Here is a 12,606-nt window from a genome sequence, read left to right as displayed (position 1 = left end):
GGCGATGCGCCCTTTAGAGGCCGAGCGCGCGGTAGGTGTTGCGGACGAATCTCGGTTGGGCCGTGCGGAGTTTGGCCAGCGACGTGTTGCCCGCGACAGCCGTGGCCGCGTCGACGGTCAGGTCCGGCAGATTCTGGATGAGGTAGATCAGGACCAGATCCGCGGTGGGATCGGCCTGCCACCAGGTCCCGTAGGCGCCGGGCCAGCTGAACGTGCCGACGCCGCCGGGTCCGAACAGCGGTGTGCTTTTTGCCGGATCGGTCACCACCGACAGGTTCAGCCCGAAGCCGCGGCCGACCCAATACGGCGCGCCCAGGAAGTTGTGCCGCTTCTGCTCGTCGGTCAGCCGGTCGGTGCGCATCAGCCGCACGGACTCCTCCGAGAGCACCCGCGCCCCGTCGATCGTTCCGCCGCCGAGCAGCATTCGCACGAAGCGCAGGTAATCGTCGGCGCTCGACCACAACCCGCCGCCGGCATTGCAGAACGACGGCGGCGTGAGGTGCGGCGGGCCCATCACCCCGTGCTGCAGCTGGTGCTCGTTGGTGAGCCGGTACATGGTCGCCGCGCGCCGCCGCGCCTCGGCGGTGACGAAGAACCCGGTGTCGGTCATGCCCGCCGGCCCCAGGATCCGTTCGTCGAGAACCTGATGGAACGGCTTGCCGTCGATGCGGGAAGCGATGACGCCCAGCAGGTCGATGGAGTGGCTGTAGGTGACCCGCTCGCCGGGTTGGTGCACCAGCGGCAGCTTGGCCAGTTCGGCCAGCCACGCGTCCGGGCCTTGGTTGAACGGCAGCCGCATGTAGGCCTTGGCGATCGGGCCGGACACCGAGAATCCGTACGCCAGGCCGCTGGTATGGGTGAGTAGGTCCTCGATGAGGATGGCGCGGTTCACCGGGTGGGTGCGGTCCAACGGGCCATGCGAATCGTCGAGCACCCGCACGCCGGCCAGCTCCGGCGCCCAGCGCACGACCGGATCCTTGAGCGTCAGCTTGCCCTCGTCGACCAGGCTCATGATCGTCGCGACCGTCACCGGCTTGGTCATCGACGCGATGCGAAACAGCGTGTCCCGCTGCATCGGCAGGCCCGCGTCCACGTCGCGGTAGCCGATCTCGTTGACCTGCAGCAGTTCTCCGCGCTGCCATACCACCGTCACCGCGCCGGCGAGCAGGCCGGCGTCGCACACCTCGCGGACGGAGGCCGCGTTGCCGTCAAGGGTCGAGCGATTCACCCGGTCAGGTTAGCGGGCCGGCGCCGCCGCGCGACCGGCGCCGCCGCGCACGGACGCGGCGCAACGCGCGCGAACGCGGCGCAACGCGCGCCGACGGACCGTCCGATTCTCCTCCCACGCGACACTGGGCGAAGCGATGGGTGTTTTGCCCGCCTCCGAGCGACAACGGGCCGGGACGCGGGCCGTGGCGGGTGCCGCCCGTAGCGGTGCCGCCCGTGGCGGGTGCCGCTCGGCAACTTGTCGCTGGGAGGTGGGCACACATCGTGTGCCTCCCCGGAGAGACTCGTGGGACGCGTGTGACGAGCGCGACCGGGGAGCGATGCGCGCCACACGCGGCCGGCGCCGCCGCCCCCGAAATAAGTGCTACGCTGCCGTGCAGTCGACATCCTTTAACGATCCGTCCGGTGAGGCGGAGAAGGAGGTCAAGTTTCGTATGGGTGCTGCGGGCGACACGCGCTCAGGCAGTGATTCCCGGGAATTGATGTCGGCGGCCGACGTGGGCCGCACCATTTCCCGTATCGCACACCAGATCATCGAAAAGACGGCCCTCGACGGCCCCGACGCTCCGCGGGTCGTGCTGCTGGGCATCCCCACTCGCGGCGTGATCCTGGCCGAACGCCTGGCCGGCAACATCGGCGAATACAGCGGCGGCTCTCCCGCCAACGTCGCCTGGGGTGCTTTGGACATCACCCTGTACCGCGACGACCTGATGCAAAAACCACCCCGTCCGCTGGAAGCCACCTCGATCCCGGCCGGCGGCATCGACGACGCCTTGGTGATCCTGGTCGACGACGTGCTCTACTCCGGCCGCTCGGTGCGCTCCGCCCTGGACGCGCTGCGCGACGTCGGCCGCCCCCGGGTGGTGCAGCTGGCGGTGCTGGTCGACCGGGGCCACCGCGAACTGCCGCTGCGCGCCGACTATGTGGGCAAGAACGTCCCCACCTCACGCACCGAGAGCGTGCACGTGTTGTTGCGGGAGAGCGACGGTGACGACGGGGTGGTGATCTCGCGATGACCCGACACCTGCTTGCCGCCGGGGACCTGAGCCTCGACGACGCCACCGCCATCCTCGACGACGCCGACCGCTTCGCCCAGGCGCTGGTCGGCCGCGAGATCAAGAAACTGCCGACGCTGCGCGGCCGCACCATCGTGACGATGTTCTACGAGAACTCGACCCGCACCCGGGTGTCCTTCGAGGTGGCCGGCAAGTGGATGAGCGCCGACGTGATCAACGTCAGCGCCGCCGGATCGTCGGTGGGCAAGGGCGAGTCGCTGCGCGACACCGCGCTGACGCTGCGGGCCGCCGGGGCCGATGCGCTGATCATCCGGCACCCGGCGTCGGGGGCCGCGCACCTGCTTGCCGAATGGACACGCGCCGGCGGCGATTCCGGCCCCTCGGTGATCAACGCCGGCGACGGCACCCATGAGCACCCGACGCAGGCGCTGCTGGACGCGCTCACCATCCGCCAGCGGCTCGGCGGCATCGAGGGCCGGCGGGTCGTGATCGTCGGCGACGTCCTGCACAGCCGGGTCGCCCGCTCCAACGTCATGCTGCTGCACACCCTGGGCGCCGAAGTGGTGCTGGTGGCACCGCCGACGCTGCTGCCGGTCGGCGTCGACGGCTGGCCGGTGACGGTGTCGAACGACTTCGACGCCGAGCTACCCGCCGCCGACGCGGTGCTGATGCTGCGCGTGCAGGCCGAGCGGATGAACGGCGGCTTCTTCCCGTCGGTGCGCGAATACTCGTCCCTGTACGGGCTTTCCGATCGCCGCCAGGCGATGCTGCCCGGGCACGCCGTGGTGCTGCACCCCGGGCCGATGCTGCGCGGCATGGAGATCGCGTCATCGGTGGCCGATTCGTCGCAATCGGCCGTGCTGCAACAGGTTTCCAATGGTGTGCACGTGCGGATGGCGGTGCTGTTTCACGTGCTGGTGGGTGCCGAGTCGGCCGGAAGCGAGGGGGCCGCATGAGCGTGTTGCTGCGCGGGGTTCGGCTGTACGGCGAAGGCGACCGCGTCGACGTCCTGGCCGAGGACGGTCAGATCGCCGAGATCGGCCCGGGCCTGAAGATCCCCGACACCGCCGACGTCATCGACGCGACGGGCCAGGTGCTGCTGCCTGGGTTCGTCGACCTGCACACCCACCTGCGCGAACCGGGCCGCGAATATGCCGAAGACATCGAAACCGGTTCGGCCGCCGCGGCTTTGGGCGGCTACACCGCGGTGTTCGCGATGGCCAACACCAACCCGGTCGCCGACAGCCCGGTGGTCACCGACCACGTCTGGCATCGGGGCCAGGAGGTCGGCCTGGTGGACGTGCACCCGGTGGGCGCCGTCACCGTCGGGCTGGCCGGCAAGGAGCTCACCGAGATGGGCATGATGGCCGCCGGGGCCGCGCAGGTGCGGATGTTCTCCGACGACGGCATCTGCGTGCACGATCCGCTGGTGATGCGCCGCGCCCTCGAGTACGCCACCGGGCTGGGCGTGCTCGTCGCCCAGCACGCCGAGGAGCCGCGGCTGACCGTCGGCGCCGTCGCCCACGAGGGACCCACCGCCGCCCGGCTGGGCCTGTCCGGATGGCCACGGGCCGCCGAGGAATCCATCGTCGCCCGCGACGCGCTGCTGGCGCGCGACGCCGGCGCCCGGGTGCACATCTGCCACGCCTCCACCGCCGGCACCGTCGAGATCGTGAAATGGGCTAAGGATCAAGGGATTTCGATCACCGCCGAGGTCACCCCGCACCACTTGATGCTCGACGACAGCCGGCTGTCCAGCTACGACGGGCGTAACCGCGTCAACCCGCCGCTGCGCGAGGCGGCCGACGCGGTTGCGCTGCGCCAGGCGCTGGCCGACGGCGTCATCGACTGCGTGGCCACCGATCACGCCCCGCACGCCGAGCACGAGAAGTGCGTGGAGTTCTCCGCGGCGCGGCCCGGCATGCTGGGACTGCAGACGGCGCTGTCGATCGTCGTGCAGACGATGGTCATCCCGGGGCTGCTGACCTGGCGTGGCCTCGCCCGGGTGATGAGCGAGAACCCCGCGCGCATCGTGGGCCTGCCCGATCACGGCCGGCCGCTGGAAGTGGGGGAGCCGGCCAACCTGACCGTGGTGGACCCCGACGCCTCCTGGACCGTCGCCGGGCCCGACCTGGCCAGCCGGTCGGCCAACACGCCCTACGAAGCGATGACCCTGCCCGCCACCGTGACCGCGACCCTGCTGCGCGGCAAGGTCACCTGCCGAGACGGGAAGTGCCCGGCATGAATTCGGGCACGCTGGCGGGGTCGCTGATCTTCGCGGCCGTGCTGGTGGTGGTGATCACGGTGGTGATCCAGCTGATGATGCGCAGCTGGCAGCGCCGCGCGCAGCGGCAGGCGGAGCTGATCGGCGACCTGCCGCAGATCCCGGACCAGGTCGGTGCGGCGAGCATCACCACCCGCGGCCACTATTGCGGGTCCATGATGGCGCCGGGCTGGAACGAGCGGATCGCGGCGGGCGATCTCGGTTACCGCAGCAAAGCGGTGCTGACCCGCTACGCCGGGGGCATCATGGTGGAACGCCTGCGGGCCCACCCGATTTGGATTCCACGGGACTCGATCACGGCCATCCGCATGGAGCGCGGAATGGCGGTCAGGCCGGCCCGGATCGGCATTCTGGCGATCCGCTGGCGGCTGCCGTCGGGCGTCGAGATCGACACCGGTTTCCGGGCGGATCACCGCCATGACTACGACCCGTGGCTGGAGGAACGGGATGGCCAGGAGAATGAGGTCGCGTGAGCAGTAAGGCCCTATTGGTACTCGAAGACGGCCGCGTCTTCACCGGCACCCCGTTCGGCAAGATCGGCCAAACACTGGGCGAGGCCGTGTTTTCCACCGGCATGTCCGGTTACCAGGAGACGCTGACCGATCCCAGTTACCACCGGCAGATCGTGGTGGCCACCGCGCCGCAGATCGGCAACACCGGCTGGAACGACGAGGACGCCGAGAGCCGCGGCGACAAGATCTGGGTCGCCGGCTACGCGGTGCGCGATCCCTCGCCGCGCCCGTCCAACTGGCGGGCCACCGGCACCCTGGAGGACGAACTGATCCGCCAGCACGTCGTCGGGATCGCCGGCATCGACACCCGGGCGGTGGTGCGGCACCTGCGCACCCGCGGCTCGATGAAGGCGGGCGTGTTCTCCGGGGACGCGCTCGCCGACCCCGACGAGCTGTTGCAGCGGGTGCGGGGCCAGCAGTCCATGCTGGGCGCCGACCTGGCCGGCGAGGTCAGCACGCCGGACACCTACATCGTGGAACCCGAAGGGGAGCCCCGGTTTACGGTGGCCGCGCTGGACCTGGGCATCAAGACCAACACGCCGCGCAACTTCGCCCGCCGCGGCATCCGCACCCACGTGCTGGCGTCCTCGGCGACCTACCGGCAGATCGCCGACATCAATCCGGACGGCGTGTTCCTGTCCAACGGCCCGGGCGACCCGGCCACCGCCGACCACATCGTGGCGGTGACCCGCGAGGTGCTGGGCGCCGGAATCCCGCTGTTCGGCATCTGTTTCGGCAACCAGATCCTGGGCCGCGCGCTGGGCCTGTCCACCTACAAGATGGTGTTCGGTCACCGCGGCATCAACATCCCGGTGATCGACCACGCCACCGGGCGGGTGGCGGTGACCGCACAGAATCACGGCTTCGCACTCGAGGGGGAGGCCGGACAGTCCTTCGACACGCCGTTCGGCCAGGCGATCGTCAGCCACACGTGCGCCAACGACGGGGTGGTCGAGGGTGTCAAACTCGCCGACGGACGGGCCTTTTCGGTTCAATACCATCCCGAGGCCGCCGCCGGGCCGCACGACGCGAATTATCTGTTCGACCAATTCATCGAGTTGATGGCGGCCCCAAACCGCGGAAAGGGGCGGTAGTGCCGCGTCGCGCCGATTTGCGTCACGTCCTGGTGATCGGCTCCGGGCCGATCGTCATCGGTCAGGCCTGCGAGTTCGACTACTCGGGCACCCAGGCCTGCCGGGTGCTGCGGGCCGAGGGCCTGGAGGTCAGCCTGGTCAACTCCAACCCGGCGACCATCATGACCGACCCGGAGTACGCCGACCACACCTACGTCGAGCCGATCACCGCCGCATTCGTCGAGAAGGTGATCGCCCAGCAGGCCGAGCGCGGCAACAAGATCGACGCCCTGCTGGCCACCCTGGGCGGGCAGACCGCGCTCAACACCGCGGTCGCGCTCTACGAGAACGGCGCGCTGGAGCGCCACGGCGTCGAGCTCATCGGGGCCGACTTCGACGCCATCCAGCGCGGCGAGGACCGGCAGATGTTCAAGGACATCGTCGCCAAGGTGGGCGGTGAATCCGCCCGCAGCCGAGTGTGTTTCACCATGGAAGAGGTCCGCGAGACGGTCGAGGAGCTGGGCCTGCCGGTGGTGGTGCGGCCCAGCTTCACCATGGGCGGTCTGGGTTCGGGGATGGCGCGATCCGTCGAGGAGGTCGACCGGATGGCCGGCGCCGGGCTGGCCGAAAGCCCCAGCGCCAACGTGCTCATCGAGGAATCGATCTACGGCTGGAAAGAATTCGAGCTCGAGTTGATGCGCGACGGCAACGACAACGTCGTCGTGGTGTGCTCGATCGAGAACTTCGACCCGATGGGCGTGCACACCGGTGATTCGGTCACCGTCGCGCCGGCCATGACGCTGACCGACCGCGAATACCAGCGGATGCGGGACCTGGGCATCGCGATCCTGCGCGAGGTGGGCGTGGACACCGGGGGCTGCAACATCCAGTTCGCGATCAACCCGGCCGACGGCCGGCTGATCGTCATCGAGATGAACCCCCGGGTGTCGCGGTCAAGCGCCTTGGCGTCCAAGGCCACCGGCTTCCCGATCGCCAAGATCGCCGCCAAGCTGGCCATCGGCTACACCCTCGACGAGATCGTCAACGACATCACCAAGGAGACCCCGGCCTGCTTCGAGCCCACCCTGGACTACGTGGTGGTCAAGGCCCCGCGGTTCGCCTTCGAGAAGTTCCCGGGCGCCGACCCCACCCTGACCACCACGATGAAATCCGTCGGCGAGGCAATGTCGTTGGGCCGCAACTTCATCGAGGCGCTGGGCAAGGTGATGCGCTCGCTGGAGACCAGCCGCACGGGCTTTTGGACCAAGCCGGACGATCCGGCAGGGGCCGAAAAGGGGCCGGCGGAGGTGCTGACCCGGCTGCGCACCCCGACCGAGGGCCGCCTCTACGACATCGAACTCGCGCTGCGCCTGGGCGCTTCGGTGGAACGCGTCGCCGAGGCCAGCGGCGTCGACCCGTGGTTCGTCGCGCAGATCGGCGAGCTGATCACGCTGCGCGCCGAACTGATCGCCGCCCCGGTCCTCGACGCCGACCTGCTGCGGCGCGGCAAGCACAACGGGCTTTCGGACCGCCAGATCGCCGCGCTGCGACCGGAATTGGCCGGCGAGAACGGGGTGCGCTCGCTACGCGAGCGCCTCGGCGTGCACCCGGTGTACAAGACCGTCGACACCTGCGCGGCCGAGTTCGAGGCCAAGACGCCGTATCACTACAGCAGCTACGAGCTCGACCCCGCCGCCGAGACCGAGGTGGCCCCGCAGACCCAGAAACCCAAGGTGCTGATCCTGGGTTCGGGCCCCAACCGGATCGGGCAGGGCATCGAATTCGACTACAGTTGCGTGCACGCGGCAACGACGTTGAGCCAGGCCGGTTTCGAGACCGTGATGGTCAACTGCAACCCCGAGACCGTGTCGACCGACTACGACACCGCCGACCGGCTGTACTTCGAACCGCTCACCTTCGAGGACGTCCTGGAGGTGTTTCGCGCCGAGCAACAATCGGCCGGGGACGGGCCGGGGGTGGTCGGGGTGATCGTGCAACTCGGCGGTCAAACCCCGCTGGGGCTGGCGCAACGCCTCGCCGACGCCGGCGTGCCGATCGTCGGCACCCCGCCGGAAGCCATCGACCTGGCCGAGGACCGCGGCGCGTTCGGCGACGTGCTCACCGCGGCCGGCCTGCCGGCCCCGAAGTACGGCACCGCAACCACTTTCGACCAGGCCCGCCGGATCGCCGAAGACATCGGATACCCGGTGCTGGTGCGCCCGTCCTACGTGCTGGGCGGTCGCGGCATGGAGATCGTCTACGACGAGGAGACGCTGCGGGGCTACATCACCCGCGCGACCGAGCTCTCGCCCGAACACCCGGTGCTGGTCGACCGCTTCCTCGAAGACGCCGTGGAGATCGACGTCGACGCGCTCTGCGACGGCACCGAGGTGTACATCGGCGGCATCATGGAGCACATCGAGGAGGCCGGCATCCACTCCGGCGACTCGGCCTGCGCGCTGCCGCCGGTCACGCTGGGCCGCAGCGACATCGAGAAGGTGCGCCGCGCGACCGAGTCCATCGCGCACGGCATCGGTGTGGTGGGGCTGCTGAACGTGCAATACGCGCTCAAGGACGACGTGCTCTACGTCCTCGAGGCCAACCCGCGGGCCAGCCGTACGGTGCCGTTCGTGTCCAAGGCCACCGCGATCCCGCTCGCCAAGGCGTGCGCCCGGGTCATGTTGGGCGCCAGCATCTCCCAGCTTCGCGAGGAGGGGCTGCTGGCGGCTTCCGGGGACGGGGCACACGCGGCGCTGGACGCCCCGATCGCCGTCAAGGAGGCGGTGTTGCCCTTCCACCGCTTCCGCCGCATCGACGGCGCCGCCATCGATTCGCTGCTCGGCCCGGAGATGAAGTCCACCGGCGAGGTGATGGGAATCGACCGCGACTTCGGCAGCGCGTTCGCCAAGAGCCAGACCGCCGCCTACGGGTCGCTGCCGGCGCGGGGCACGATCTTCGTGTCGGTCGCCAACCGCGACAAGCGCTCGCTGGTGTTTCCCGTCAAGCGCCTGGCCGACCTGGGATTCCGCGTCCTCGCCACCGAGGGCACCGCGGAGATGTTGCGCCGCAACGGGATTCCGTGCGACGAGGTGCGCAAGCACTTCGAGGACCCGCAGCCGGGGCGGCCCGCGCAGTCGGCGGTGGACGTGATCAAGGCCGGTGAGGTCGACATGGTGATCAACACCCCCTACGGCAATTCCGGTCCGCGCATCGACGGCTACGAAATCCGTTCGGCCGCGGTGTCGGTCAACATCCCCTGCGTCACCACGGTGCAGGGCGCGTCGGCCGCGGTGCAGGGCATCGAAGCGGGCATCCGCGGCGACATCGGGGTGCGCAGCCTGCAGGAGCTGCACAGCCAGATCGGCCAGGGCGGCCTGCCCGGAAACGGGGCCCGGTGACCGGCTTCGGGGTCCGGCTGAGCGACGCGAAGGCCGAACGCGGACCGCTGTGCGTGGGCATCGACCCGCACCCCGAGCTGCTGCGGGCCTGGGGGCTGCCCACCACCGCCGACGGGCTGGCCGCGTTCTGCGACATCTGCATCGAGGCGTTCTCCGGCTTCGCCGTCGTCAAGCCGCAGGTGGCGTTCTTCGAGGCGTACGGCGCGGCCGGATTCGCGGTGCTGGAACGCACCATCGCGGCCCTGCGGTCGGCCGGCGTGCTGGTGCTGGCCGACGCCAAGCGCGGCGACATCGGAACGACGATGGCCGCCTATGCCGCCGCCTGGGCGGGGGATTCGCCGCTGGCCGCCGACGCGGTGACGGCCACGCCGTACCTGGGGTTCGGGTCGTTGCGGCCGCTGCTGGAAGCCGCCGCCGCGCACGACCGGGGGGTGTTCGTGCTCGCCGCGACCTCCAACCCGGAGGGCGCGACCGTGCAGCGGGCCGCCTTCGACGGCCGCACGGTGGCCCAGCTGGTCGTCGACCAGGCGGCCGTGGTGAATCGGTCCGCGACCCCGTCCGGGCCCGGATACGTCGGCGTCGTCGTGGGCGCGACGGTGCTGCAGGCGCCCGATCTCAGCGCCCTGGGTGGGCCCGTGCTGGTGCCGGGCCTCGGGGTGCAGGGCGGGCGCCCCGAGGCGCTCGCCGGGCTGGGCGGCGCCGAGCCGGGGCAGCTGCTGCCCGCGGTCGCGCGCGAGGTGCTGCGGGCCGGGCCGGGGGTGGCGGAGCTGCGCGGGGCGGCCGAACGGATGCTGGACGCTGTCGCCTACCTGGCGGTGTGAGCTAGTCCGATGGCGGCGACCCGCTGCGCCCGGCTTGGACTATGCGGCGACCCGCTGCGCCCGGCTACGCCGCGCTTGCGATCGCCGCGGCCGCGCTTGCGATCGCCGCTAGTCCGACGCCAGCGCCGTGCTGGGCTGGGCTGTTTCGACGATGACGGTGGTGGCCTTGACGACGGCCACCGCCACGCTGCCGGGACGCAGCTGCAACTCCTCGGCGGCCTCGGTGCTCATCAGCGAGACGACGGTGAACGGGCCGCACTGCATCTCCACCTGGGTCATCACCTTGTCGCTGACCACTGCGGTGACCAGCCCGACGAAGCGGTTGCGGGCCGAGCTGCCGATGCTGAGCGGGTCGGCCGGCGGCGCGGGCGCGTTGCTGCGGGAGAAGCGGGCGAGGTCCTCGCTGGCGATCACTTTGCGGCCGGCCGCGTCGTGACTGACCTCCAACGCCCCCTGGTTGATCCAGCGCCGCACAGTGTCATCACTGACGCCGAGCAGCTCAGCCGCCTGGCGAATTCGCAGGTTGGACACGCCCCGATGGTATCCGATCCACGACCGCGGATTAGCTGATACGCGGCCGGCGCCGCGGCCTTCCCGCGGGTACGGAACGCTCTCAGGCCACGATCCCGTTCCTGCGGTGACACGTCCCTCGCCGACGCGAATCCGCGGAAGTGACACGCCCGCCGCCGTGGGGCCCGGGCGGCACACACGACCCCGCGGGACCCCCCGCCGCCCGCGCGGCCGCGGGGCGGCGCCGCTGGCCTGCCCTTTGACCGGCCGAACGCGACACGCGCGACACGCCGCGACGAATGCGTGATCCCTCGCACCGCCCCGCCCGGGTGCGCGCCGGCGCGTTTCCGGACGGCCACGTCGTCGCACCCCACGACGGCCCCTTCGGATAAAGCCGCTGGTAGATGGCTTGGCGACGGCCCAAAACGGGCTGCGCCGGGCCCCTCGGCACGGCGTCGCGGCGGGCGCCGTCGACGTCGCGCGGCGGGCCGCTTTGGGGGGACACGCGCCGTTGCATGCTGGGAGTTTGCCCCGTTAAGCAGGGGGGCGGGTTAGATTTCGTCAGGAGGCCTGAGTACGGTCGTCTCCGCTGGCAGAAGAACCGGCGAGACAAAATGAGATCGATTGAAATTGATTGATCAGATACGGAGGAATCGTGGCCCTTCCCCAGTTGACCGACGAGCAGCGCGCGGCCGCGTTGGAGAAGGCGGCTGCCGCACGTCGTGCACGAGCAGAGCTCAAGGACCGGCTGAAGCGTGGCGGCACCAACCTCACCCAGGTGCTCAAGGACGCCGAGACCGACGAAGTCCTGGGCAAGATGAAGGTTTCGGCGCTTCTCGAGGCGTTGCCCAAGGTGGGCAAGGTCAAGGCGCAGGAAATCATGACTGAGCTGGAGATCGCCCCCACCCGCCGCCTGCGCGGCCTCGGCGACCGTCAGCGCAAGGCCCTGCTGGAAAAGTTCGGCTCCTAACCCGGCCGCCGACGATGCAGGCCGAACGGCCTGAGGAGAAGGCGGGCAAACCGACCCGAGCCGTGGGCGCACCCGCCCGGGAGCGCCGATGAACGGCGGCGGGGGACCGGACATCCAGCACGGGGCACGTCCCGAACCATCGCGTGCGGGGCGTGTGGTCGTGCTGTCCGGTCCCTCCGCGGTCGGCAAGTCGACCGTGGTCCGATGCCTGCGCGAGCGGGTCCCGGACCTGCATTTCAGCGTCTCGGCCACCACGCGGGCGCCCCGGCCCGGCGAGGTCGACGGCGTCGACTACCACTTCGTCAGCCCCGCCCGCTTCCAGCAGCTCATCGACGAGGGCGCCCTGCTGGAGTGGGCCGAAATTCACGCGGGCCTGCACCGCTCGGGCACCCTGGCCGAGCCGGTTCGCGACGCCACGGCCCGCGGATTCCCGGTTTTGATCGAGGTGGACCTGGCCGGGGCCAGGGCCGTGAAGAGGGCGATGCCCGAGGCCCTGACGGTGTTTTTGGCGCCGCCCAGCTGGGAGGACTTGGAGGCCAGGCTCGTCGGCCGCGGCACCGAGACCCCGGAGGTCATGCGGCGGCGCCTCGAGACGGCCCGCATCGAAATGGCGGCCCGTGACGACTTCGACCGGGTGGTCGTCAACCGTCGATTGGAGTCTGCGTGCGCCGAATTGGTATCCTTGCTGGTGGGAACTGCCCCGGACCGGCACGACCCGGCTGGCCACACCGAAAGCCAGACCACATCCAATCAAGATTGAGCACCGACTTTTCGCCGGCGATCAGCCGTTTTGGG

11 protein-coding genes are annotated in these 12,606 nt (G+C 70.3%); 9 read left to right on the top strand and 2 right to left on the bottom strand.

Annotated features, from left to right (window positions below; all coding sequences use genetic code 11):
* Positions 1 to 13: 13 nt before the first annotated feature.
* Complete coding sequence (locus W7U_RS11870) at positions 14 to 1,228, bottom strand: serine hydrolase domain-containing protein (protein WP_036429020.1); 1,215 nt, start codon at positions 1,226 to 1,228, stop codon at positions 14 to 16.
* 433 nt (positions 1,229 to 1,661) lie between these two features.
* Between W7U_RS11870 and pyrR the strand changes: the two genes are divergently transcribed.
* Genes pyrR through pyrF form a run of 7 tightly spaced genes read left to right on the top strand, consistent with a single transcriptional unit; the run spans position 1,662 to position 10,331 of the window.
* Entirely contained in the window at positions 1,662 to 2,243 is a 582-nt protein-coding gene (pyrR, locus tag W7U_RS11865) for a bifunctional pyr operon transcriptional regulator/uracil phosphoribosyltransferase PyrR (protein ID WP_008258205.1), read from the top strand.
* A complete protein-coding gene (locus W7U_RS11860) occupies positions 2,240 to 3,199 on the top strand; it encodes an aspartate carbamoyltransferase catalytic subunit (protein ID WP_008258204.1) in 960 nt (319 codons plus the stop codon). Before pyrR ends, W7U_RS11860 begins: the two co-directional genes overlap by 4 nt.
* Positions 3,196 to 4,488, top strand: a complete 1,293-nt coding sequence (locus W7U_RS11855; protein WP_008258203.1) for a dihydroorotase — start codon at positions 3,196 to 3,198, stop codon at positions 4,486 to 4,488. Before W7U_RS11860 ends, W7U_RS11855 begins: the two co-directional genes overlap by 4 nt.
* Positions 4,485 to 5,000, top strand: coding sequence for a hypothetical protein (locus tag W7U_RS11850; protein ID WP_036429018.1), 516 nt, complete (start codon positions 4,485 to 4,487; stop codon positions 4,998 to 5,000). Before W7U_RS11855 ends, W7U_RS11850 begins: the two co-directional genes overlap by 4 nt.
* Complete coding sequence (carA, locus tag W7U_RS11845; protein WP_008258201.1) at positions 4,997 to 6,133, top strand: glutamine-hydrolyzing carbamoyl-phosphate synthase small subunit; 1,137 nt, start codon at positions 4,997 to 4,999, stop codon at positions 6,131 to 6,133. The genes W7U_RS11850 and carA overlap by 4 nt, the downstream gene beginning before the upstream one ends.
* A complete protein-coding gene (carB, locus tag W7U_RS11840; RefSeq protein ID WP_008258200.1) occupies positions 6,133 to 9,510 on the top strand; it encodes a carbamoyl-phosphate synthase large subunit in 3,378 nt (1,125 codons plus the stop codon). The genes carA and carB overlap by 1 nt, the downstream gene beginning before the upstream one ends.
* A complete protein-coding gene (gene pyrF, locus W7U_RS11835) occupies positions 9,507 to 10,331 on the top strand; it encodes an orotidine-5'-phosphate decarboxylase (RefSeq protein ID WP_008258199.1) in 825 nt (274 codons plus the stop codon). Before carB ends, pyrF begins: the two co-directional genes overlap by 4 nt.
* A 108-nt stretch (positions 10,332 to 10,439) precedes the next feature.
* Here the strand turns inward: pyrF and W7U_RS11830 are convergent, their stop codons facing one another.
* A complete protein-coding gene (locus W7U_RS11830; protein WP_008258197.1) occupies positions 10,440 to 10,862 on the bottom strand; it encodes a TOBE domain-containing protein in 423 nt (140 codons plus the stop codon).
* Positions 10,863 to 11,496: 634 nt separating this feature from the next.
* On the opposite strand from W7U_RS11830, the gene mihF reads away from it, so the two are divergent.
* Positions 11,497 to 11,811 carry an integration host factor, actinobacterial type gene (gene mihF / locus W7U_RS11825; RefSeq protein WP_007171927.1) on the top strand — a complete coding sequence of 105 codons (315 nt, stop codon included), beginning with the start codon at positions 11,497 to 11,499 and terminating at the stop codon, positions 11,809 to 11,811.
* 88 nt (positions 11,812 to 11,899) lie between these two features.
* The gene (gene gmk, locus W7U_RS11820; RefSeq protein ID WP_085976452.1) at positions 11,900 to 12,571 is read left to right on the top strand and encodes a guanylate kinase; all 672 of its coding nucleotides are present in this window, start codon (positions 11,900 to 11,902) and stop codon (positions 12,569 to 12,571) included.
* Positions 12,572 to 12,606: the final 35 nt, after the last annotated feature.

The sequence above is a fragment of the Mycobacterium sp. H4Y genome (genome assembly GCF_000364405.1).
In the GTDB taxonomy this organism is placed as follows: Bacteria; Actinomycetota; Actinomycetes; order Mycobacteriales; family Mycobacteriaceae; genus Mycobacterium; species Mycobacterium intracellulare.
Note: the sequence above shows the minus strand (reverse complement) of the source record. Positions and strands in the feature narration are given on the sequence as shown.

Excerpts from the sequence above, each read along its gene's own strand:
- pyrR (WP_008258205.1), top strand. The coding sequence starts at position 1,662 with ATGGGTGCTGCGGGCGACACGCGCTCAGGCAGTGATTCCCGGGAATTG.
- W7U_RS11860 (WP_008258204.1), top strand. The coding sequence starts at position 2,240 with ATGACCCGACACCTGCTTGCCGCCGGGGACCTGAGCCTCGACGACGCC.
- gmk (WP_085976452.1), top strand. The coding sequence starts at position 11,900 with ATGAACGGCGGCGGGGGACCGGACATCCAGCACGGGGCACGTCCCGAA.
- W7U_RS11855 (WP_008258203.1), top strand. The coding sequence starts at position 3,196 with ATGAGCGTGTTGCTGCGCGGGGTTCGGCTGTACGGCGAAGGCGACCGC.
- W7U_RS11850 (WP_036429018.1), top strand. The coding sequence starts at position 4,485 with ATGAATTCGGGCACGCTGGCGGGGTCGCTGATCTTCGCGGCCGTGCTG.